General features: G+C 57.0%; 20 protein-coding genes and 2 pseudogenes. 17 read left to right on the forward strand and 5 right to left on the reverse strand.

Going from position 1 to position 21,803, the window contains the following annotated elements:
- Positions 1-77: pseudogene (locus tag ACWYRJ_RS16285) on the reverse strand (cell division protein ZapA); the annotation flags it as partial.
- Between the two features lie 168 nt (positions 78-245).
- Between ACWYRJ_RS16285 and ACWYRJ_RS16290 the strand changes: the two are divergent.
- The 8 genes from ACWYRJ_RS16290 (at position 246) to ACWYRJ_RS16325 (ending at position 10,278) form a co-directional block, all read left to right on the forward strand.
- Positions 246-824, forward strand: coding sequence for a YecA/YgfB family protein (locus tag ACWYRJ_RS16290; protein ID WP_029739212.1), 579 nt, complete (start codon positions 246-248; stop codon positions 822-824).
- A 31-nt stretch (positions 825-855) separates the two neighbouring features.
- Positions 856-2,169 (forward strand): Xaa-Pro aminopeptidase, encoded by a 1,314-nt coding sequence (gene pepP, locus ACWYRJ_RS16295; protein WP_455508280.1) that lies wholly within the window; start codon positions 856-858, stop codon positions 2,167-2,169.
- A complete protein-coding gene (ubiH, locus tag ACWYRJ_RS16300) occupies positions 2,166-3,344 on the forward strand; it encodes a 2-octaprenyl-6-methoxyphenyl hydroxylase (RefSeq protein WP_455508273.1) in 1,179 nt (392 codons plus the stop codon). The genes pepP and ubiH overlap by 4 nt, the downstream gene beginning before the upstream one ends.
- Before the next feature lie 12 nt (positions 3,345-3,356).
- Positions 3,357-4,559: an FAD-dependent 2-octaprenylphenol hydroxylase gene (gene ubiI, locus ACWYRJ_RS16305; RefSeq protein ID WP_455508274.1), complete on the forward strand. Its 1,203-nt coding sequence runs from the start codon at positions 3,357-3,359 to the stop codon at positions 4,557-4,559.
- 397 nt (positions 4,560-4,956) lie between these two features.
- Positions 4,957-6,051: a glycine cleavage system aminomethyltransferase GcvT gene (gcvT, locus tag ACWYRJ_RS16310; RefSeq protein WP_455508275.1), complete on the forward strand. Its 1,095-nt coding sequence runs from the start codon at positions 4,957-4,959 to the stop codon at positions 6,049-6,051.
- Positions 6,052-6,074: 23 nt separating this feature from the next.
- Positions 6,075-6,464, forward strand: coding sequence for a glycine cleavage system protein GcvH (gene gcvH, locus ACWYRJ_RS16315; protein WP_008499718.1), 390 nt, complete (start codon positions 6,075-6,077; stop codon positions 6,462-6,464).
- Positions 6,465-6,590: 126 nt separating this feature from the next.
- A complete protein-coding gene (gene gcvP, locus ACWYRJ_RS16320; RefSeq protein WP_111963208.1) occupies positions 6,591-9,464 on the forward strand; it encodes an aminomethyl-transferring glycine dehydrogenase in 2,874 nt (957 codons plus the stop codon).
- A gap of 70 nt (positions 9,465-9,534) precedes the next feature.
- Positions 9,535-10,278 (forward strand): SDR family oxidoreductase, encoded by a 744-nt coding sequence (locus ACWYRJ_RS16325; RefSeq protein WP_271369530.1) that lies wholly within the window; start codon positions 9,535-9,537, stop codon positions 10,276-10,278.
- A gap of 61 nt (positions 10,279-10,339) precedes the next feature.
- Here the strand turns inward: ACWYRJ_RS16325 and bglA are convergent.
- Positions 10,340-11,773, reverse strand: a pseudogene (gene bglA, locus ACWYRJ_RS16330) (6-phospho-beta-glucosidase BglA).
- A gap of 116 nt (positions 11,774-11,889) precedes the next feature.
- The gene (locus ACWYRJ_RS16335) at positions 11,890-12,621 is read right to left on the reverse strand and encodes a MurR/RpiR family transcriptional regulator (RefSeq protein WP_032660101.1); all 732 of its coding nucleotides are present in this window, start codon (positions 12,619-12,621) and stop codon (positions 11,890-11,892) included.
- Between the two features lie 51 nt (positions 12,622-12,672).
- Here ACWYRJ_RS16335 and yqfB point away from each other — a divergent pair, with 51 nt between their 5' ends.
- On the forward strand, positions 12,673-12,984 hold the full coding sequence (yqfB, locus tag ACWYRJ_RS16340) for a N(4)-acetylcytidine aminohydrolase (RefSeq protein ID WP_111963205.1): 312 nt from the start codon (positions 12,673-12,675) through the stop codon (positions 12,982-12,984).
- A gap of 165 nt (positions 12,985-13,149) precedes the next feature.
- Positions 13,150-13,809, forward strand: coding sequence for a PAQR family membrane homeostasis protein TrhA (gene trhA, locus ACWYRJ_RS16345; RefSeq protein ID WP_149367668.1), 660 nt, complete (start codon positions 13,150-13,152; stop codon positions 13,807-13,809).
- Positions 13,810-13,919: 110 nt separating this feature from the next.
- Here trhA and ygfZ read toward each other — a convergent pair whose 3' ends face one another.
- Positions 13,920-14,900 carry a tRNA-modifying protein YgfZ gene (gene ygfZ, locus ACWYRJ_RS16350; protein ID WP_455508276.1) on the reverse strand — a complete coding sequence of 327 codons (981 nt, stop codon included), beginning with the start codon at positions 14,898-14,900 and terminating at the stop codon, positions 13,920-13,922.
- Positions 14,901-15,194: 294 nt separating this feature from the next.
- Between ygfZ and sdhE the strand changes: the two genes are divergently transcribed.
- Together sdhE and ACWYRJ_RS16360 are read left to right on the forward strand one after the other, a co-directional pair.
- Positions 15,195-15,461, forward strand: coding sequence for an FAD assembly factor SdhE (gene sdhE, locus ACWYRJ_RS16355; protein ID WP_006178375.1), 267 nt, complete (start codon positions 15,195-15,197; stop codon positions 15,459-15,461).
- Entirely contained in the window at positions 15,442-15,852 is a 411-nt protein-coding gene (locus ACWYRJ_RS16360) for a protein YgfX (RefSeq protein ID WP_021242050.1), read from the forward strand. Before sdhE ends, ACWYRJ_RS16360 begins: the two co-directional genes overlap by 20 nt.
- 6 nt (positions 15,853-15,858) lie before the next feature.
- On the opposite strand, the gene fldB is transcribed toward ACWYRJ_RS16360, so the two are convergent.
- Positions 15,859-16,380 (reverse strand): flavodoxin FldB, encoded by a 522-nt coding sequence (fldB, locus tag ACWYRJ_RS16365; protein WP_008499710.1) that lies wholly within the window; start codon positions 16,378-16,380, stop codon positions 15,859-15,861.
- Positions 16,381-16,481: 101 nt separating this feature from the next.
- Between fldB and xerD the strand changes: the two genes are divergently transcribed.
- From xerD to ACWYRJ_RS16390, 5 genes are all read left to right on the forward strand, one after another.
- Positions 16,482-17,378: a site-specific tyrosine recombinase XerD gene (xerD, locus tag ACWYRJ_RS16370; protein ID WP_111963202.1), complete on the forward strand. Its 897-nt coding sequence runs from the start codon at positions 16,482-16,484 to the stop codon at positions 17,376-17,378.
- 28 nt (positions 17,379-17,406) lie between these two features.
- The gene (gene dsbC, locus ACWYRJ_RS16375; RefSeq protein WP_455508277.1) at positions 17,407-18,120 is read left to right on the forward strand and encodes a bifunctional protein-disulfide isomerase/oxidoreductase DsbC; all 714 of its coding nucleotides are present in this window, start codon (positions 17,407-17,409) and stop codon (positions 18,118-18,120) included.
- A 5-nt stretch (positions 18,121-18,125) separates the two neighbouring features.
- Positions 18,126-19,859: a single-stranded-DNA-specific exonuclease RecJ gene (gene recJ / locus ACWYRJ_RS16380; RefSeq protein WP_455508278.1), complete on the forward strand. Its 1,734-nt coding sequence runs from the start codon at positions 18,126-18,128 to the stop codon at positions 19,857-19,859.
- A 90-nt stretch (positions 19,860-19,949) separates the two neighbouring features.
- Positions 19,950-21,048 (forward strand): peptide chain release factor 2 gene (gene prfB, locus ACWYRJ_RS16385; protein ID WP_096151315.1). Its coding sequence is split into 2 segments (ribosomal slippage): positions 19,950-20,024 and positions 20,026-21,048, totalling 1,098 coding nucleotides; the frame shifts between segments, so codons are not numbered across the junction.
- 9 nt (positions 21,049-21,057) lie between these two features.
- Positions 21,058-21,803: amino acid--tRNA ligase-related protein (locus ACWYRJ_RS16390; protein WP_455508279.1), on the forward strand; the 746-nt coding region annotated here is incomplete at its 3' end.

Consider the following 21,803-nt stretch of genomic DNA (forward strand, 5'->3'; position numbering starts at 1 on the left):
GCATCCCTTTGTTCAGGCGGACAATTCACTCGCAGTGAACGGCCAAAAATCTGGAGATCGACGGGTTGTGCAGACATGCCACCTTCCTGCTGATTGACTGCGCTGCCTTCGCTTACTGCCCCGGGGGCTGCGAAGGGGCGACACTATAGCTACCCTGATGTGAAGATACAAGCCCTTTTCTGGTATCACCAGGGTCCAAAGTGGTAGCATATCATGAAACTTCCCCCCAATGATGACGAATGCGCATGTCTATACAGAACGAAATGCCTGGTTACAAGGATTTAAACCAGTTACTGAACCAGCAGGGAGTCGGTTTAACCCCTGCCGAAATGCACGGTCTGATCAGTGGCATGCTGTGCGGCGGAAACAGCGACAGCTCCTGGCAGCCGCTGATCCACGACCTCACGAATGAAGGGCTGGCGTTTGGTCACGAGCTGGCGGAAGCGCTGCGTAAAATGCACGCCGCCACCAGCGATTCTCTGGAAGACGATGGCTTCCTTTTTCAGCTTTATCTGCCTGAAGGCGACGACGTTAGCGTGTTCGATCGCGCCGATGCGCTGGCCGGCTGGGTAAACCACTATCTGCTGGGGCTGGGCGTGACGCAGCCTAAACTGGATAAAGTGACCGGCGAAGCGGGTGAGGCGATCGACGATCTGCGTAATATCGCTCAGCTCGGCTACGATGAAGACGAAGACCAGGAAGAGCTGGAAATGTCTCTCGAAGAGATCATCGAGTACGTGCGCGTGGCGGCACTGCTGTGCCACGACAACTTTACGCGCTCACAGCCGACCGCGCCGGAAGTCCGCAAGCCAACCTTACATTAAGAAAAATAACGCACAGGAGGGTGTCATGGTTATCTCGAGTCAAGAGTATTCGCGCCGCCGTCAGGCGCTGCTGGCGAAAATGCAGCCGGGGAGCGCCGCGCTAATTTTTGCTGCGCCCGAAGTGACGCGCAGCGCCGACAGCGAATATCCCTATCGCCAGAGCAGCGATTTCTGGTACTTCACCGGCTTTAACGAGCCGGAAGCGGTGCTGGTGCTGATTAAGAGCAATGACACCCACAACCACAGCGTGATTTTCAACCGCGTACGAGACTTAACTGCTGAAATCTGGTTTGGCCGCCGCCTGGGGCAAGAGGCCGCACCGGCGAAGCTGGGCGTTGACCGCGCGCTGGCGTTTAGCGAAATCAACCAGCAGCTCTATCAGCTGCTTAACGGCCTCGACGTGCTCTATCACGCGCAGGGCGAATATGCGTACGCAGATGAGATTGTTTTCACCGCGCTGGATAAGCTGCGCAAAGGCTCGCGCCAGAACCTGTCCGCACCGGCCACGCTGACGGACTGGCGTCCGGTGGTGCATGAGATGCGCCTGTTCAAGTCTGAAGAGGAGCTTAACGTGATGCGCCGTGCGGGCGAAATCAGCGCCCTGGCGCACACCCGCGCGATGGAGAAATGCCGTCCCGGGATGTTCGAATACCAGCTGGAAGGCGAAATTCACCACGAATTTAACCGCCACGGCGCGCGCTATCCCTCTTACAACACCATTGTCGGCGGCGGGGAAAACGGCTGCATTCTGCACTACACCGAGAACGAAAGCGCGCTGCGCGACGGCGATCTGGTGCTGATTGACGCCGGTTGCGAATATCAGGGCTATGCGGGGGACATCACCCGTACCTTCCCGGTGAACGGTAAGTTCTCACCGGCACAGCGCGCCATTTACGACATTGTTCTCGAATCCCTTGATATGGCGCTCAGGCTGTATTGTCCCGGTACCTCCATGCAGGAAGTGACCGGCGAAGTGGTGCGCATCATGATTACCGGTCTGGTCAGGCTTGGGATCCTGAAAGGGGATGTAGACACCCTGATTGCTGAAAACGCGCATCGACCGTATTTCATGCACGGCCTGAGCCACTGGCTGGGGCTGGACGTGCATGACGTTGGCGCGTACGGCACCGACCGTTCGCGCGTGCTGGAGCCGGGCATGGTGTTAACCGTGGAGCCGGGCCTGTATATCGCGCCGGATGCCGACGTGCCTGAAGAGTACCGCGGGATTGGCATTCGTATTGAAGATGACATCGTGATTACCGAAACCGGTAACGAAAACCTGACCGCCAGCGTCGTGAAAAACGCTGACGATATCGAGGCGCTGATGGCAGCGGCGCGCGCATGAGCGTGATTATCGTTGGCGGCGGCATGACCGGGGCCACGCTGGCGCTGGCCATTTCGCATTTGACGCAGGGCCAGCTTCCGGTGCACCTGGTGGAAGCCGTTGCGCCAGAGGCGTCAAACCACCCCGGTTTTGATGCGCGCGCCATTGCGCTGGCGCAGGGCACCTGCCAGCAGCTTTCGCGCATTGGTATCTGGCAGGCGATAGCCGACCGCGCCACGGCGATCGGTACCGTGCACGTCAGCGATCGCGGCCATGCTGGCTTTGTCACGCTGGACGCGCAGGACTACCGGATTGATGCCCTGGGTCAGGTCGTTGAGCTGCACGACGTCGGATTGCGACTGTTCCGCCTGCTCCAGGACGCGCCGGGCGTCACGCTGCATTGTCCGGCGCGCGTGGCCAGCGTGAGCCGTAGTGAGGCATCGGTTAGCGTGACGCTGGAAAACGGCACCGTTCTTGAAGGCCAGCTTCTGGTCGCCGCAGACGGTTCGCGCTCGTCGCTCGGCAGCCAGTGTGGCGTGGAGTGGCGCCAGCAGCCTTACGGGCAGGTGGCGGTCATTGCGAACGTCTCTACCGCAGCTGAACACCACGGCAGGGCGTTTGAACGCTTTACGCAGCATGGTCCGCTGGCGATGCTGCCGATGTCGGACGGGCGCTGTTCCCTGGTGTGGTGTCATCCTCAGGATAAGGCCGAAGAGGTTAAGGCCTGGTCCGACGAACGTTTTTGTACCGAGCTGCAGAAAGCCTTTGGCTGGCGGCTGGGGCGTATTACCCATGCAGGCAAGCGGACGGTCTACCCGCTTTCGCTGACCACGGCGGCTCAGTCTGTCTCCCATCGTCTGGCGCTTGTCGGTAATGCCGCACAGACGCTGCACCCCATCGCGGGGCAAGGCTTTAACCTGGGCTTACGCGACGTCATGAGCCTGGCCGAATCACTGGCGCAGGCGTGGGGCGAGCAAAAAGACTGCGGGGCGTATTCGGTGCTGAGTCATTACCAGAAGCGCCGTCAGGCGGATAAAGAGGCCACCATCGGTGTGACCGATGGCCTGGTCCATCTTTTTGCCAATCGCTGGGCACCGCTGGTTGCGGGCCGCAACCTCGGGCTGATGGCGATGGAACTATTCATTCCGGCACGTGACGTGCTGGCGCAGCGGACCCTGGGTTGGGTCGCGCGTTAAGGAGTTATCATCGTGCAAAATGTTGATGTCGCCATCGTTGGCGGCGGAATGGTTGGACTGGCATTGGCCTGTGGATTGCAGGGCAGCGGCCTGCGCGTGGCGGTGCTGGAGCAAAAGCAGCCTCAGCCCGTTGCACCGGATGCGCCGCCGGAACTCCGCGTCTCGGCGATCAATGCGGCCAGCGAAAAGCTGCTGACGCACCTTGGCGTCTGGGCAGATATTGTGGCGCACCGCGCCAGCTGCTATCACGGTATGGAAGTGTGGGATAAGGACAGCTTTGGTCATATTGCTTTTGATGATGAAAGCATGGGCTATAGCCATCTGGGGCACATCGTTGAAAACGCGGTGATCCACCACGCGCTGTGGCAGAAAGCACAGCAGTGCAGCGACGTGACGCTGATTGCGCCTGCGCAGATCCAGCAGGTGGCATGGGGCGAAAACGAGGCGTTTATCACCCTGCAGAGCGGCGACATGCTGACCGCGCGTCTGGTGGTCGGTGCTGACGGTGCCAACTCCTGGCTGCGGAATAAAGCCGACATCCCGCTGACCTTCTGGGACTATCGTCATCACGCGCTGGTCGCGACGATCCGTACCGAAGAGCCGCACGGCGGCGTGGCGCGCCAGATTTTCCACAACGACGGCATTCTGGCGTTCCTGCCGCTTGCCGATCCGCACCTGTGCTCGATTGTCTGGTCCCTGGTGCCGGAAAAAGCCCGGCAGATGCAGGAGGCGACGCCGGAGGCCTTTAACCAGGCGCTGTGCGTGGCCTTTGATAACCGCCTTGGCCTGTGCACGCTTGAAAGCGAGCGTCAGGTGTTCCCGTTAACCGGCCGCTACGCGCGTCAGTTTGCGGCGCACCGTCTGGCGCTGGTCGGTGATGCGGCGCATACCATTCATCCCCTGGCAGGACAGGGCGTTAACCTCGGCTTTATGGACGCGGCGGAGCTGGTTGAGGAGCTGCGTCGCCTGCATCGCGAAGGCAAAGATATCGGCCAGCATCTCTACCTGCGCCGCTACGAGCGCAGCCGCAAGCACAGCGCGGCGATGATGCTGGCTGGCATGCAGGGCTTCCGCGAGCTGTTTGCCGGCGCGAATCCGGCGAAAAAACTGCTGCGCGATATTGGCCTCAAGCTTGCTGACACCCTTCCGGGCGTTAAGCCCCAACTCCTCCGTCAGGCGATGGGTCTTAACGACCTGCCGGACTGGCTGCGTTAATTTAGACCCCTGTCACACTTTCTTTTCCCGGCCTCTGCGCCGGGGAAATTCCCTCGTTTGAAATATTCTAATTTCACGTCATTTTTCGCATTAGATAATCTAATGTCGTGTTTTTCTCGTTACGGAAATTTGGCCCGATTTTCCGCACGAAATATCACCATGTGCTAAATCCTGTTAGAGCATTGTTAATTTTGTGCTGGATTAATCGCATTTTTCCAGTGAATAACTCTGTAGTCTTTTTAGCGTTTTTTGGTCATAAGCTAATGTGATGACCCATTTTGCCTTATGGTTAACCGCCGGTTTCGGTGGTAAGTTCAGGTAAAAGAGAACGTTTGCGTCGGTGCCCGAACGCGGGGCCGATACCGGGTTTCACGGTGAATTTTTCAACGAGGACAAGATGGCTCAACAGACTCCTTTGTACGAACAACACGTGTTATGCGGCGCCCGCATGGTGGACTTCCATGGCTGGATGATGCCGCTGCACTACGGCTCGCAGATTGATGAGCACCACGCGGTGCGCACCGATGCCGGTATGTTCGACGTGTCCCACATGACGATTGTCGATCTGCGCGGTAGCCGCACCCGGGAGTTTTTGCGTTATCTTCTGGCAAACGACGTCGCCAAACTGAAGACGCCGGGTAAAGCGCTCTATACCGGCATGCTGAATGCCTCGGGCGGCGTGATTGATGACCTTATCGTTTATTACTTCACTGAAGATTTCTTCCGCCTCGTTGTAAACTCCGCCACCCGCGAAAAAGACCTCTCCTGGATCACCCAACACGCCGAACCTTATGCCATCGACATCACCGTCCGTGACGATCTGTCGCTGATCGCCGTGCAGGGGCCGAACGCGCAGGCGAAAGCCGCCTCTCTGTTTAACGACGAGCAGCGCAAAGCCACCGCTGGCATGAAGCCGTTCTTCGGCGTGCAGGCGGGCGATCTGTTTATCGCCACCACCGGCTACACCGGTGAAGCGGGCTATGAAATTGCGATGCCAAACGAGAAGGCCGCTGATTTCTGGCGTGCGCTGGTGGAAGCGGGTGTGAAGCCTGCGGGTCTGGGCGCGCGCGATACGCTGCGTCTGGAAGCGGGAATGAACCTCTACGGTCAGGAGATGGATGAAGGCGTCTCTCCGCTGGCCGCCAACATGGGCTGGACCATCGCCTGGGAACCGGCTGACCGTGACTTTATTGGCCGTGAAGCGCTGGAGATGCAGCGCGAGAAGGGTACTGAACAGCTGGTGGGTCTGGTGATGACCGAGAAGGGCGTGCTGCGCGGTGAACTGCCGGTGCGCTTTACCGATGCTGACGGCAATCCTCGCGAAGGCGTGATCACCAGCGGTACCTTCTCCCCGACGCTGGGCTACAGTATTGCACTGGCACGCGTGCCGGCGGGCATTGGCGAAACGGCTGTGGTGCAAATCCGCAACCGCAAAATGCCGGTCAACGTGACCAAACCGATTTTTGTTCGCGCCGGTAAGCCGGTCGCCTAACTATTTTTATCAGGAGAACTTCAATGAGCAATGTGCCAGCAGAACTGAAATACAGCAAAGAACACGAGTGGCTGCGCAAAGAGGCGGACGGCACTTACACCGTAGGGATCACCGAGCACGCGCAAGAGCTGCTGGGCGACATGGTGTTTGTTGACCTGCCTGACGTGGGCACGACCGTTAGCGCGGGCGACGACTGCGCCGTGGCGGAGTCCGTAAAAGCAGCATCTGACATCTATGCCCCTGTAAGCGGTGAGATTGTCGCCGTCAACGATGCGCTGAGCGATTCGCCGGAACTGGTCAACAGCGAGCCTTATGAAGGCGGCTGGATCTTCAAGATCAAAGCCAGCGACGAATCCCAGGTTGCCGCGCTGCTGGATGCGACCGCGTACGAAGCACTGTTAGAAGACGAGTAAGCCATTATCCCTCTCCCCTTTGCGGAGAGGGGAGGGTGAGGGAAACAGAAGACACCCTCACCCCAGCCCTCTCCCTCAGGGAGAGGGAGAAAACACATTCACTGCATGTTTCAGGAACCATCGCTCATGACACAGACTTTAAGCCAGCTTGAAAACCGTGGCGCCTTCATCGAACGTCACATTGGGCCGGATGCTCAGCAACAGCAGGAGATGCTGAAGACAGTTGGCGCGGATTCATTAAACGCACTGATCGGCCAGATTGTGCCAAAAGACATCCAGCTTGCCACGCCGCCTCAGGTGGGGGAAGCCACCACGGAATTCGCCGCGCTGGCGGAGCTGAAGGCCATCGCAGGCCTGAACAAGCGCTATAAGTCTTACATTGGCATGGGCTATACCAACGTGCAGTTACCGCCGGTTATCCTGCGCAACATGCTGGAAAACCCGGGCTGGTACACCGCTTACACCCCCTATCAGCCAGAAGTCTCCCAGGGCCGCCTGGAAGCACTGCTGAACTTCCAGCAGGTGACGCTGGACTTGACCGGCATGGATATCGCCTCCGCTTCTCTGCTGGATGAAGCGACCGCCGCCGCCGAAGCGATGGCGATGGCTAAGCGAGTGAGTAAGCTGAAAAATGCCAACCGCTTCTTCGTCGCGGCGGACGTGCATCCTCAGACGCTGGACGTGGTGCGCACCCGTGCGGAAACCTTCGGCTTTGACGTGATCGTCGATGACGCTGACAAAGTGCTGGATCATCAGGATGTCTTCGGCGTGCTGCTGCAGCAGGTGGGCACCACCGGTGAAGTTCACGACTACGGCGCGCTGATTGCCGAGCTGAAATCCCGCAAGGTGGTTGTTAGCGTTGCTGCCGATTTTATGGCGCTGGTGCTGCTGACTGCACCGGGCAAACAGGGCGCGGATATCGTCTTCGGCTCTGCGCAACGCTTCGGCGTACCGATGGGCTACGGCGGCCCGCACGCGGCGTTCTTCGGCGCGAAAGATGAATTCAAACGCTCCATGCCTGGCCGTATTATCGGCGTCTCCAAAGATGCTGCCGGTAATACCGCGCTGCGCATGGCGATGCAGACCCGCGAGCAGCATATCCGCCGCGAAAAAGCGAACTCCAATATCTGTACCTCACAGGTGCTGCTGGCTAACATCGCCAGCCTGTACGCCGTGTTCCACGGCCCGGCTGGCCTGAAACGCATTGCCAGCCGCATTCACCGCCTGGCCGATATCCTGGCCTGCGGCCTGCAGCAAAAAGGTCTTAAGCTGCGCCATACCCACTATTTCGACACCCTGTGCGTGGACGTGGCGGACAAAGCGGCCGTGCTGGCCCGCGCGGACGCGGCAAAGATCAACCTGCGCAGCGACATCCACAACGCCGTCGGCATTACGCTCGATGAAAGCACCACCCGCGACGATATTCTGAACCTGTTCAGCGTGCTGCTGGGTGACGCGCACGGTCTGGACATTGATGCGCTCGACAAAGAGGTCGCGCTCGACAGCCGCTCCATTCAGGACAGCATGCTGCGTAATGATGCGATCCTGACGCATCCGGTCTTCAATCGCTACCACAGCGAAACCGAGATGATGCGTTACATGCACTCTCTGGAGCGCAAGGATCTGGCGTTGAACCAGGCGATGATCCCTCTGGGATCCTGCACCATGAAGCTGAATGCTGCAGCAGAGATGATCCCGATCACCTGGCCTGAATTCTCCGAGCTGCACCCGTTCTGCCCGCCGGAGCAGGCAGAAGGTTATCATATGATGATCAACCAGCTTTCCGACTGGCTGGTGAAGCTGACCGGTTATGACGCGCTCTGCATGCAGCCGAACTCCGGCGCGCAGGGTGAATATGCGGGCCTGCTGGCAATCCGTCACTATCACGAAAGCCGCAACGAAGGCCACCGCGATATCTGCCTGATCCCAAGCTCCGCCCACGGTACCAACCCGGCCTCTGCCCAGATGGCGGGTATGGAAGTGGTTGTGGTGGCGTGCGATAAGAACGGCAACATCGATCTGGTCGACCTGCGCGCGAAAGCCGAGCAGGCGGGCGACAAGCTCTCCTGCATCATGGTGACCTATCCGTCCACCCACGGCGTGTACGAAGAGACCATCCGTGAAGTGTGCGAAGTGGTGCACCAGTTCGGCGGTCAGGTTTATCTCGATGGCGCAAACATGAACGCTCAGGTGGGCATTACCTCTCCGGGCTTTATCGGCGCGGACGTGTCGCACCTGAACCTGCACAAAACCTTCTGCATCCCGCACGGCGGTGGCGGCCCGGGCATGGGTCCTATCGGCGTGAAAGCGCACCTGGCGCCGTTTGTGCCGGGCCACAGCGTGGTGCAGATTGAAGGCATGCTGACCCGTCAGGGCGCGGTTTCTGCGGCACCGTTCGGTAGCGCCTCTATCCTGCCAATCAGCTGGATGTACATTCGCATGATGGGCGCGGAAGGGCTGAAGCAGGCGAGCCAGGTGGCAATTCTGAACGCTAACTATATTGCGACTCGCCTGAAGTCCGCCTTCCCCGTGCTCTATACCGGCCGCGACGGCCGCGTGGCGCACGAGTGCATCCTCGATATTCGTCCGCTGAAAGAGCAGACCGGCATTAGCGAGCTGGATATCGCCAAGCGTCTGATCGACTACGGCTTCCACGCGCCAACCATGTCGTTCCCGGTTGCGGGTACGCTGATGGTTGAGCCAACGGAGTCTGAAAGCAAAGCAGAGCTGGACCGCTTTATCGACGCGATGCTGGCCATCCGCATGGAGATCGACCGCGTGCAGGACGGTGAGTGGACGCTGGAAGATAACCCGCTGGTCAACGCTCCGCACACCCAGCACGAGATGGTGGCGGAGTGGAACCACGGTTATTCCCGCGAGCTGGCGGTCTTCCCGGCAGGCGTGGCGAACAAATACTGGCCTACCGTGAAGCGTCTCGATGACGTTTACGGCGACCGTAACCTGTTCTGCTCCTGCGTGCCGATGAGCGAATACCAGTAATCGCGCAGGTGCAGTAATCCAGGCCGGGTAAGGCGAAGCCGCCACCCGGCTTTTTTATTGGGAGAAGAGAATGGGCATTGCACTTGTGACCGGCGCCAGTCGGGGCATTGGGAAAGCCACCGCACTCCAGCTGGCACGCGAAGGCTACACCGTGGCGGTGAACTATCATCACAACATTAAAGCCGCGACGGACGTGATAAACCAGATCGTTGAAGCTGGCGGTAAAGCCTTTGCCGTCCGCGCAGATATCAGTGATGAAACTCAGGTGCTGGCGATGTTTGACAGCATCGATCGTGAAGGCGAGCCGCTTACCGCGCTGGTCAATAATGCGGGAATTCTGTTTGAGCAATCCACCATCGAGAATCTCTCCGCTGAGCGCATTAACCGCGTCCTGGCGACCAACGTCACGGGCTACTTCCTCTGCTGCCGGGAAGCGGTAAAACGAATGTCCTTCAGGCATGGCGGCAAGGGTGGGGCGATAGTGAATGTCTCTTCTGCAGCGTCGCGTCTGGGCGCGCCGGGTGAATATGTGGATTATGCCGCGTCCAAGGGGGCGGTGGATTCGCTGACAACGGGTTTATCGCTGGAGGTAGCGGCGCAGGGCATTCGCGTTAACTGCGTCCGTCCGGGTCTGATCTATACCGATATCCATGCTTCCGGCGGAGAGCCGGGGCGAGTGGATCGCGTGAAATCGTTGCTGCCGATGCAGCGCGGCGGTCAGCCGGAAGAGGTCGCCCAGGCGATTGTCTGGCTGCTGAGCGAGAAGGCGTCGTACGTAACGGGGAGCTTTATTGAGCTGGCGGGTGGAAAGTAAACCCCTCACCCTAACCCTCTCCCCCAAGGGGAGAGGGGAACAAGCGTAACGGCGCCCGGCGTTAAAGTTTCTCGCCGTTGCTGGCAATCACGCCCTTATACCACTCGAAGCTTTTCTTGCGTGAACGCGACATGTCGCCCGTACCGTCGTCGTGTTTATTCACGTAGATAAAGCCGTAGCGTTTGCTGTACTGGCCGGTGGTGAACGACACGCAGTCGATACAGCCCCATGGCGTATAGCCCATCAGATCCACGCCATCGTGGGTAACGGCTTTGATCATCTCCTCCACGTGGGCACGCAGATAGTCGATACGATAGTCATCGTTGATGCTGCCGTCTTCTTCAACCTTGTCGTAGGCGCCGAAGCCGTTTTCAACGATAAACAGCGGTTTCTGGTAACGCTCGTACAGTTCGCACAGGGAATAGCGTAACCCTACAGGGTCAATCTGCCAGCCCCAGTCGGAAGCCTTAACGTGCGGGTTCGGCACGCTGCCTTCGAAACCGGAAATCGCGTCCCCGGTGCCGCCTTCCGCCTTCACCGCGTTGGTCATGTAGTAGCTGAAGCCCAGGTAGTCGCAGGTGCCTTCAAGCAGGATCTGCTCGTCGCCCGCCTCCATTTTGATGGAGAACCCGCGGCGCTCCCACTCGTTCAGCACGTAGGACGGGTAGTAGCCACGCAGTTGAACGTCGGTAAAGACGTAGCGCTCGCGCATCGATTCCTGAGCGAACATAACGTCTTCCGGTTTGCAGGAGAATGGATAGAGCGCCACCATCGCCAGCATGCAGCCGACTTTCATCTCCGGGTTGATGCGGCGCGCGGCTTTCACTGCCAGGGCGCTGGCCACAAACTGGTGGTGAAGCACCTGATACATGGTCTCTTCCGGATTTTCATGTTCGGTATAGACCACGCCCGAACAGCAGTAACCGAACAGCGGTGCACGCCAGTTACGCTGGTTATTGATTTCATTGAAGGTCATCCAGTATTTGACCTTGTTTTTGTAGCGCTCAAAGACCACTTCCGCGAAGCGCACAAAGAAATCGACCACTTTACGGTTGGTCCAGCTACCGTATTCCTGCACCAGATGCAGCGGCATTTCAAAGTGGGAGAGGGTGATCACCGGTTCGATGTTATATTTAAGCAGCTCATCGAACATGTCGTCGTAAAACTTCAGCCCCTCTTCGTTTGGCTGCGTTTCATCACCTTTCGGGAAGATGCGCGTCCAGGCAATAGAGGTACGGAAGCACTTGAAGCCCATCTCGGCAAATAGCTTGATGTCTTCTTTGTAGTGGCCGTGGAAGTCGATGGCCTCGTGGTTTGGGTAGTATTTACCCGGCACCACCTCCTGCGTGATTTCGCGCGGCACGCCGTGTGCGCCGCCGGTCAATACGTCGCAAATGCTTGGCCCTTTGCCGCCTTTGTTCTAGCCGCCTTCAACCTGATGAGCTGCAACCGCGCCACCCCATAAAAAATCTTTTGGTAAGGTCAATTTTTTCATCGCTGCTATTCTCAATAAATGACTTATTGGCATCGAGTCTAGCAAAGCGAAATTAAATGTCACGATATAACAATTTACGGTAAATGTGATTTGTCACATCAAAAAAACAGGGTGTTTTATTCTGTAAGTTTCTTCGCCAGCTTACGGCCGAGAGATTCCAGAATATAGATGACGGGAATTTGCGTGGTTATATCGTAGACGCCCGCAATTCGCGTCTGAGGAACGTGCCAGGAGAGATTAAAGTCCGCTAGTTTTGCCAGGCGCGAGTGCTCGTGGCTGGTAATGGAGAGCACCTTACAGTGATGCAGGCTGAACTGGCTGGCGAAGCGCAGGATCTCCTCGGTCTCGCCCGAGACGGAGAGCACAATCGCAAGCGCATTTTTTGCCATGTCATTCGTGACCGGGAAATAAGGGTCATCAATATGGTTACTGAATTTCCCAATATTAGAAAAGAAACGTGCGCCATATTTTGCCAGCGAGCCTGATGTCCCGGCACCGACAAATATAATTCGCTCGGAAGATAAAATAATATCGACCGCCTTATCCAATAACGCGTCGAACTCTTCATTATTCACGCTTTTAAAAAAGCTGATTATTTCGCTGGCGCCGAAGTTCGCCTGCTGGGGCTCGTTCTGCTCAAGGTACAGCTTAAAGCGCACGCGGAATTCAGAATACCCTTCGCAGTTAAGCTTGCGGCAAAAGCGCAGGATAGTGGTGGTTGAGACGTCTGCCGCATCCGCCAGCTCGCGGATGGTCATGTACATCACTTTGTCACGATTTTTTATGACATAGTTGTAGACCATCATCTCCAGGTTATTGAGACTGGCAATGGCGGAATGGGAGAACATGCTCACAATGACTACACTCACTCATCAGACTTTTCTTCAGGGAATAATAACATGCAGCCAAACGACATCACTTTTTTTCAGCGCTTTCAGAACGACATTCTGGCCGGGCGTAAAACCATCACTATCCGGGATAAAAGTGAATCCCATTTCAAAACCGGCGATATCCTGCGGGTGGGACGTTATGAGGATGATGGTTATTTTTGCACCATCGAAGTAACGGGAACGTCAACCGTTACGTTCGCCACATTGACGCAAAAACATGCTGAACAGGAGAACATGACCCTGGATGAATTGAAAAGCGTGATCGCAGAGATCTACCCCAGGCAGAACCAGTTTTATGTGATTGATTTTAAATGTTTATAATTAAAATCGAAACGTGCGTTCGCTGAAATTAAAGTGTAACTGTCTGATTGTAATTTAGAAACGTTATGTTTAACTTTATTTTAGCTAACATGTGTTCACTGGAATCATTCTCAGTTAGCATAGTGATGCGATGAATAATCATCTTTTGTTTTCCCGGAGTTTTGTATGGTGAGTAGACCATTAATCGCACAGGGATATTCGCTGGCTGAGGAAGTAGCCAACAGCATCAGCCACGGCATTGGCCTGGTGTTTGGGATTGTCGGTTTAGTGTTATTGCTGGTGCAGGCGGTGGACGCTAATGCCAGCGCGATGGCCATTACCAGCTACAGCCTGTATGGCGGGAGTATGATCCTACTGTTTCTGGCGTCGACGCTGTATCACGCGATCCCGCATCAGCGGGCCAAGATGTGGCTCAAGAAATTTGACCACTGCGCTATCTATCTTCTTATTGCAGGCACCTACACGCCATTTTTGCTGGTGGGGCTCAACTCGCCGCTGTCGCGTGGCCTGATGATTGTTATCTGGAGCCTGGCACTGCTGGGGATCCTGTTTAAGCTGACCATCGCGCACCGCTTTAAGGTGCTGTCGCTGGTCACCTATCTGACCATGGGCTGGCTGTCGCTGATTGTTGTGTATCAACTGGCGGTCAAACTGTCGGTAGGGGGCGTAACGCTTCTGGCCTTAGGCGGTGTGGTGTACTCGCTCGGCGTGATTTTTTACGTCTGCAAACGCATCCCGTACAACCATGCCATCTGGCACGGCTTTGTGCTCGGCGGCAGCGTATGCCACTTTTTGGCGATCTATTTGTACGTGGGGCAGGCGTAGTTTTTTACGCCGTGCGGGCGGTTGCCCTCACCCCGTCCCTCTCCCACAGGGAGAGGGAGGATACTTAAACGGTAGGCCCGGTAAGCGCAGCGCCACCGGGCTATACAGCATCACTCTTCCAGTGAATACGGCAGCGGCTCGATGCTCAGTGTGTTCGAATCGTCACGCACGCGGAACACGCTGTCGGCTTCCATGTCGTTGTTCATGACGGCCTGTACCAAAAGACGTCCATCATCCAGCTGTACGGCGGCTAATACGGTGCCGGTACGGCGCCAGTTATCACCCATCTTCAGCTCTAAATCTTCACCCGCTTCAGGGACGCGGCTGGCATGTCCCGCGAGTGTCCACAGCGCACGTTTGTTTGCCCCGCGGAATTTTGCACGCGCGACCATCTCCTGGCCGGTGTAACAGCCTTTTTTAAAACTGATGCCGCCCAGTGCCTGCAGGTTGGTTGCCTGAGGAATAAACTGTGCGCTGTTTGCTGCGTCAATTACCGGCAGACCCGCTTCGATGTTCAGCGCCAGCCACTGCTGACTGTTGTTAAGCTGTGCTTCGCCGCGCAGCGCCTCGGTGATGCGCTCGGCAGTTTCGGCATCCGTGACTAACAGAAAACGCTCTGCCGGATGTTCAAACCACAGGATAGAGGTGGCGCCTTCGCTGACGAGCTGCTTTTCGGCATCCGGCAGTTCGCTGAAGAGATTTTTCAGCGCCGCACGTGCCTGGAAGCCGGCCACACCCAGCAGGACATGTTCGTCGTCCGGGGCGATAGTGACTTTGGAAAAGACCGCGTACTTTTTCAACTCTTTGAGCTGGGCGTCACGCAGGCTGCGGCGCTCAATAAAGGCAAAGCCATCCTGACGGCGGAAGAGACGCAGGTTGCTCCACATTTTGCCTTTTGGGTCGCAATGCGCGGCCAGCAGGTGCTGGTGTTCGGTCATCTGGCTGACGTCGGCGGTCACCTGGCCCTGCAGATATTTTTCGGCGTCGGCACCGGTGAGCGTCGCCAGCGCCCAGTCATCAAGAGAAATAAGCGTCAGCGGCAGACGCGCAGAGGCGGCGGGCTGGCGAGGAGAAAATGGTGTAAATGCCATAACGAGATCCTGAATTGCTTAACGCTTTGATAATGCCTAATGGTAAAAGAGCCTGCAGGCAATGCAAGCGCTTTCAACAGGCCATTTGTGCCCTAAACCGGTTATGCGTAACGCTACGCAAAATAATGTAATCCGCTGTCTTTGTAGGGGTTATTCGGGAAGCCTGCTCGGCGATCGCAATATTCCAGTAATGAAACGTTCAAAAACACGTTACACTAGCTGGTGTCCCCGTAGAGAAACAAAGAACACTGAACGGGGCACCGACTGTGCCAAACGTAATGCAGGAAACTGAACATGGATATTAACAACAAGGCCCGTATTCACTGGGCGTGCCGTCGCGGAATGCGTGAACTTGATATTTCCATCATGCCTTTCTTCGAATATGAGTATGACACCTTAAGCGACGATGATAAGCGTCTGTTTGTTCGCCTGCTTGAGTCTGACGATCCAGATTTATTCAACTGGCTGATGAACCACGGCAAACCCGCCGATACCGAGTTGCAACGGATGGTGCAATTAATTCAAACACGGAATCGGGAACGTGGTCCTGTGGCAATCTGATCTTCGCGTCTCGTGGCGCTCGCAGTGGATGTCTTTATTGCTCCACGGACTGGTTGCGGCCTTTGTGTTACTGATGCCGTGGCCGCTAAGCTATACGCCGCTGTGGCTGCTGTTACTCTCGTTTGTCGTTTTTGACAGCGTACGCAGCCAGCGTCGAATTAATGCCCGTCAGGGAGAGATCAAATTACTGATGGATTCCCGCCTGCGCTGGCAGGGTAAAGAGTGGGATATCCTCGGTATGCCCTGGATGCTCAACTGCGGCATGATGTTACGGTTACGCAAGGTGGACGGCGGGCGTTGCCAGCATCTTTGGCTGGCGGCTGACAGTATGGATGCTGCCGAGTGGCGAGACCTGCGCCGGATGCTATTGCAACAGACGACGCAGGGATAATATGCGTTAGCTAAACTTTTCAGCCATTTCGCCCAAAATCTGCTCGCACCAGGTTTGCAGGCGCTCATCGCTGAGATCGTACTGGTTGGTTTCATCCAGCGCGAGTCCAACAAACAGCTCGCCGTCGGCAATAATCGGCTTTTTACTGGTGAACTCGTAACCTTCGGTTGGCCAGTAGCCGATGAACGACACCCCTTTCGGCGCCAGTTTGTCGTGCAGCATGCCAAGCGCGTCCAGGAACCACTCCCCGTAACCCAGCTGATCTCCCATGCCGTACATGGCAATGATTTTGCCGTCGAGATTGACTGAATCGAGTTGATCCCAGATGGCTTCCCAGTCTTCTTGTATCTCACCAAAATCCCAGGTTGGGATGCCGAGGATCAGTACATCGTACTGTTCCATCAGCGCGACCGCGTCATCTTTCAGGTTATGCAACGTCACCAGTTCCGGGCCAATGATGTCGCGAATTTTCTCTGCCGCCATTTCGGTGTAGCAGGTGCTGGAACCATAGAACAGACCAATATTCATCGCGTAACTATCTCAATTCTTGCGTTGACTTTGTGCGTAGTGTACCAGAAACCGGTCACAATCAGGCATAATGGCCTGACTGCAGAATCAAAGGGGCTGATGTGGAAAAGGATCTCGCACTCGTTGAACAGTTTCTCGACGCGCTGTGGCTGGAAAAAAACCTGGCCGAGAATACGCTCAGCGCCTACCGGCGCGATCTTACCATGCTGGTGGAGTGGCTGGCCCGTCGGCAGCTCTCGCTGGCGAGCGCGCAAAGCGACGACCTGCAGGCGCTGCTCGGTGAACGTGTAGAAGGGGGGTACAAAGCCACCAGCTCCGCGCGTTTGCTCAGCGCCATGCGTCGGCTTTTCCAGCATCTCTACCGTGAGAAGATTCGCCAGGACGATCCCAGCGCGCTGCTGGCATCCCCTAAGCTCCCGCAGCGGCTGCCGAAAGATCTCAGCGAAGCGCAAGTTGAGAGATTATTACAGTCACCGGCAGTTGACCTGCCGCTGGAGTTACGCGATAAAGCCATGCTTGAGCTATTGTATGCTACCGGCCTGCGCGTTTCGGAACTGGTTGGCCTGACGATGAGCGACATCAGCCTGCGTCAGGGCGTGGTGCGCGTCATCGGTAAAGGCAATAAGGAAAGGCTGGTTCCGCTGGGCGAAGAGGCGGTTTACTGGCTGGAAACGTATCTGGAGCATGGCCGTCCGTGGTTGCTCAACGGCGTGTCTATCGATGTCCTGTTTCCGAGCCAGCGCGCACAGCAGATGACGCGACAAACGTTCTGGCATCGCATCAAGCATTACGCCACACTGGCGGGTATCGACAGTGAAAAGCTTTCGCCGCACGTATTGCGTCACGCCTTCGCGACGCATCTGCTCAACCACGGCGCTGATTTACGCGTGGTGCAGATGCTGCTGGGACACAGCGATCTTTCCACGACGCAAATTTACACCCATGTCGCGACGGAACGCCTGCGGCAGCTACACCAACAGCACCACCCTCGAGCGTGAGTGCCGACGAATTGTAACAGGATCACATATGAAAAAGACTTTCGCGCTGTTCACCCTGCTGGCAGCCTCCTTTACCGGTTTCGCCCATGCGGACGACGCCGCCATCAAGCAGTCGCTGGCTAAGCTCGGCGTCACCGGAAGCGATATTCAGCCTGCGCCGGTCGCTGGCATGAAAACAGTACTGACCAACAGCGGCGTGCTGTACGTCACTGAAGACGGCAAACACATTATTCAGGGGCCAATGTACGACGTGAGCGGCGCGCAGCCGGTCAACGTGACCAACCAGCTGCTGATGAAAAACCTGAACGCGCTCGAAAAAGAGATGATCGTCTATAAGGCGGCGCAGGAAAAACACGTCATTACCGTCTTCACCGACATCACCTGCGGCTACTGCCACAAGCTGCATGAAGAGATGAAAGACTACAACGCGCTGGGCATTACCGTGCGCTATCTTGCCTTCCCTCGCGCGGGTGTGCAGAGCCAGCCGGAGCAGGACATGAAGGCCATCTGGTGTACGAAAGACCGCAACAAAGCCTTTGATGATGCGATGAGCGGAAAAGAGGTTAAGCCAGCCTCCTGCGATATCGACATTGCTAACCACTACGCGCTGGGCGTGCAGTTTGGCGTGAGCGGGACGCCAGCGATTGTCCTGAGCAATGGCTATGTCGTTCCGGGCTATCAGGGACCGAAAGAGATGAAAGAGTTCCTTGACGCGCACCAGAAACAGTTTGGTGGTAAATAATCCGCGTGAAAGCCCCGATAAAATTGCGCCGCCGCGAGGCGGTTGAACCGGTTGATTTGCCAGACGATCTCCCGGCGCTGCTTAAGCGCCTCTACGCCAGTCGCGGCGTGCGTAGCGCTGAAGATCTTGAACGCAGCGTGAAAGGGATGCTGCCCTGGCAGCAGCTGAGCGGTATCGAAAAAGCCACTGAGATGCTCTACAACGCCCTACGTGAAGGAACGCGGATTGTTGTGGTAGGGGATTTCGACGCCGACGGCGCAACCAGCACCGCGCTGAGCGTGCTCAGCCTGCGCGCGCTGGGCTGCGATAACGTCACGTATCTGGTGCCGAACCGTTTTGAAGACGGCTACGGACTCAGCCCGGAAGTGGTCGATCAGGCCCACGCCCGGGGTGCGCAGATGATCATGACCGTCGATAACGGGATCTCTTCCCATGCGGGAGTCGATCATGCCCACGCGTTGGGGATCCCGGTGCTGGTCACCGATCACCACCTGCCGGGAGAAACGCTGCCCGCAGCGGAAGCGATTATTAACCCCAATCTGCGCGACTGCGATTTCCCATCGAAATCCCTCGCAGGCGTGGGCGTGGCGTTTTATCTGATGCTGGCGTTACGGACACTGCTGCGCGATAAGGGCTGGTTCGAATCCCGCGGTATTGCCGTGCCGAACCTGGCCGAATATCTCGATCTGGTGGCGCTGGGTACCGTCGCCGACGTGGTCCCGCTCGATACAAATAACCGTATCCTGACCTGGCAGGGCCTAAGCCGCATCCGGGCAGGCAAGTGCCGCCCGGGGATCAAGGCGCTGCTGGAGATTGCCAACCGCGACCCGCTCAAGCTGGCGGCAAGCGACCTGGGCTTTGCGCTCGGGCCGCGCCTGAACGCGGCCGGAAGACTGGACGATATGTCCGTCGGCGTGGCGCTGCTGCTGTGCGACAACATCGGTGAAGCCCGCGTGCTGGCCAACGAGCTGGACGCCCTGAACCAGACTCGTAAAGAGATTGAGCAGGGGATGCAGGCCGAAGCGCTGACCCTGTGCGAAAAGCTTGAACGCAGCGGCGATACGCTGCCGGGCGGCCTGGCGATGTATCATCCCGAGTGGCATCAGGGCGTGGTCGGCATTCTGGCATCACGTATTAAAGAGCGCTTCCACCGCCCGGTGATCGCCTTCGCACCCGCGGGCGACGGCATGCTGAAAGGCTCTGGCCGCTCAATCCAGGGGTTGCACATGCGTGATGCTCTGGAGCGTCTTGATACGCTGTACCCGGGTCTGATGATCAAGTTCGGCGGCCATGCGATGGCGGCTGGCCTGTCGCTGGAAGAGGCGAAATTCGTCGAGTTCCAGCGCCTGTTCGGCGAGCTGGTCACCGACTGGATTGACCCGGCCCTGCTGCAGGGGGAAGTGGTGTCGGATGGCGAGCTTTCACCGCTTGAGATGACGATGGACGTGGCGCAAATGCTGCGCGATGCCGGCCCGTGGGGGCAGATGTTCCCGGAACCGCTGTTTGACGGGCGATTCCGCCTGCTGCAGCAGCGCATTGTCGGCGAACGTCATCTGAAAGTGATGGTCGAGCCCGTGGGCGGTGGACCGCTTCTGGACGGCATTGCTTTTAACGTCGATACCTCCATCTGGCCGGACAACGGCGTGCGCGAGGTCGAGCTGGCGTACAAACTGGACATCAACGAGTTTCGCGGTAACCGCACCCTCCAGATCATCATCGACAATATCTGGCCAATTTAGCGGCAGTAATCTCTATAAAAAAGGGCGTGGATTCGGTACAATCCCGCTCTTATCACCGCATTTTGACAAGTCCATAAAAGAAAACAGACCATGTTTGAAATTAATCCGGTAAAAAACCGTATTCAGGACCTCACGGAGCGCTCTGACGTTCTTAGGGGGTATCTTTGACTACGATGCCAAGAAAGAGCGTCTTGAAGAAGTAAACGCCGAGCTGGAACAGCCGGACGTCTGGAACGAACCTGAACGCGCACAGGCGCTGGGTAAAGAGCGTTCCTCTCTCGAAGCTATCGTAGATACGCTGGATCAAATGGCCCAGGGGCTGGAAGATGTTTCCGGTTTGCTGGAGCTGGCCGTCGAAGCTGACGACGAAGAAACCTTTAACGAAGCCGTGGCAGAACTCGACGTGCTGGAAGAGAAGCTGGCGCAGCTTGAATTCCGTCGCATGTTCTCCGGCGAATACGACAGCGCTGACTGCTATCTCGATATTCAGGCCGGTTCTGGCGGCACCGAGGCGCAGGACTGGGCCAGCATGCTGACGCGTATGTACCTGCGTTGGGCTGAAGCGCGCGGCTTCAAAACCGAAATTATCGAAGAGTCTGAAGGTGAAGTTGCGGGTCTGAAATCCGTCACCATCAAGATCATTGGCGATTACGCCTACGGCTGGCTGCGTACCGAAACCGGCGTTCACCGCCTGGTGCGTAAGAGCCCGTTCGACTCCGGCGGCCGCCGTCATACCTCCTTCAGCTCCGCGTTCGTTTACCCGGAAGTTGACGAAGATATTGATATCGAAATTAACCCGGCGGACCTGCGTATCGACGTTTATCGCGCATCCGGCGCGGGTGGTCAGCACGTTAACCGTACGGAATCGGCGGTGCGTATTACCCACATTCCAACCGGGCTGGTCACGCAATGCCAGAACGACCGTTCCCAGCATAAGAACAAAGACCAGGCCATGAAGCAGATGAAAGCGAAGCTTTATGAGCTGGAGATGCAGAAGAAAAATGCTGAGAAACAGGCGATGGAAGACAACAAGTCTGACATCGGCTGGGGCAGCCAGATCCGTTCTTACGTCCTTGATGACTCCCGCATCAAAGACCTGCGTACCGGGGTTGAAACCCGCAACACGCAGGCGGTGCTGGACGGCAGCCTGGACCAATTTATCGAAGCAAGTTTGAAAGCAGGGTTATGAGGAACCAACATGTCTGAACAACAAGCACAGGGCGCTGACGCGGTAGTCGATCTTAACAACGAACTGAAAACCCGCCGCGAGAAGCTGGCAGCGCTGCGCGAGCAGGGCGTGCCGTTCCCGAACGATTTTCGTCGTGACCACACCTCAGACCAACTGCACGCTGACTTCGACGCGAAAGAGAACGAAGAGCTGGAAGCGCTGAACGTTGAAGTGGCCGTTGCAGGCCGCATGATGACCCGTCGTATCATGGGTAAAGCCTCCTTCGTGACCCTGCAGGACGTTGGCGGCCGCATTCAGCTGTACGTTTCCCGTGACGATCTGCCGGAAGGCATCTACAACGAGCAGTTCAAGAAGTGGGACCTGGGCGATATCCTGGGCGCGAAAGGTAAACTGTTCAAAACCAAGACCGGTGAACTTTCTATCCACTGCACCGAGCTGCGTCTGTTGACCAAAGCCCTGCGCCCGCTGCCGGACAAATTCCACGGCCTGCAGGATCAGGAAGCGCGCTATCGTCAGCGCTACCTGGATCTCATCTCTAACGATGAATCCCGCAAGACCTTTAAAATTCGCTCCCAGATCATGGCCGGTATCCGCCAGTTCATGGTCAACCGCGACTTTATGGAAGTGGAAACCCCGATGATGCAGGTGATCCCTGGCGGCGCGTCTGCGCGTCCGTTCATCACCCATCACAACGCCCTGGACCTGGACATGTACCTGCGTATCGCGCCGGAACTGTACCTGAAGCGTCTGGTGGT

Source organism: Enterobacter sp., from assembly GCF_977039595.1.

What these genes read in the sequence shown, in the direction of transcription:
- gcvT (WP_455508275.1), top strand. Translation starts at nt 4,957, where the DNA reads ATGGCTCAACAGACTCCTTTGTACGAACAACACGTGTTATGCGGCGCC.
- ACWYRJ_RS16335 (WP_032660101.1), bottom strand. Translation starts at nt 12,621, where the DNA reads ATGTTCTCCCATTCCGCCATTGCCAGTCTCAATAACCTGGAGATGATG.
- fldB (WP_008499710.1), bottom strand. Translation starts at nt 16,380, where the DNA reads ATGAATATTGGTCTGTTCTATGGTTCCAGCACCTGCTACACCGAAATG.
- ubiH (WP_455508273.1), top strand. Translation starts at nt 2,166, where the DNA reads ATGAGCGTGATTATCGTTGGCGGCGGCATGACCGGGGCCACGCTGGCG.
- ACWYRJ_RS16290 (WP_029739212.1), top strand. Translation starts at nt 246, where the DNA reads ATGTCTATACAGAACGAAATGCCTGGTTACAAGGATTTAAACCAGTTA.
- gcvP (WP_111963208.1), top strand. Translation starts at nt 6,591, where the DNA reads ATGACACAGACTTTAAGCCAGCTTGAAAACCGTGGCGCCTTCATCGAA.
- trhA (WP_149367668.1), top strand. Translation starts at nt 13,150, where the DNA reads ATGGTGAGTAGACCATTAATCGCACAGGGATATTCGCTGGCTGAGGAA.
- ygfZ (WP_455508276.1), bottom strand. Translation starts at nt 14,900, where the DNA reads ATGGCATTTACACCATTTTCTCCTCGCCAGCCCGCCGCCTCTGCGCGT.
- ACWYRJ_RS16325 (WP_271369530.1), top strand. Translation starts at nt 9,535, where the DNA reads ATGGGCATTGCACTTGTGACCGGCGCCAGTCGGGGCATTGGGAAAGCC.
- dsbC (WP_455508277.1), top strand. Translation starts at nt 17,407, where the DNA reads ATGAAAAAGACTTTCGCGCTGTTCACCCTGCTGGCAGCCTCCTTTACC.
- sdhE (WP_006178375.1), top strand. Translation starts at nt 15,195, where the DNA reads ATGGATATTAACAACAAGGCCCGTATTCACTGGGCGTGCCGTCGCGGA.
- yqfB (WP_111963205.1), top strand. Translation starts at nt 12,673, where the DNA reads ATGCAGCCAAACGACATCACTTTTTTTCAGCGCTTTCAGAACGACATT.
- gcvH (WP_008499718.1), top strand. Translation starts at nt 6,075, where the DNA reads ATGAGCAATGTGCCAGCAGAACTGAAATACAGCAAAGAACACGAGTGG.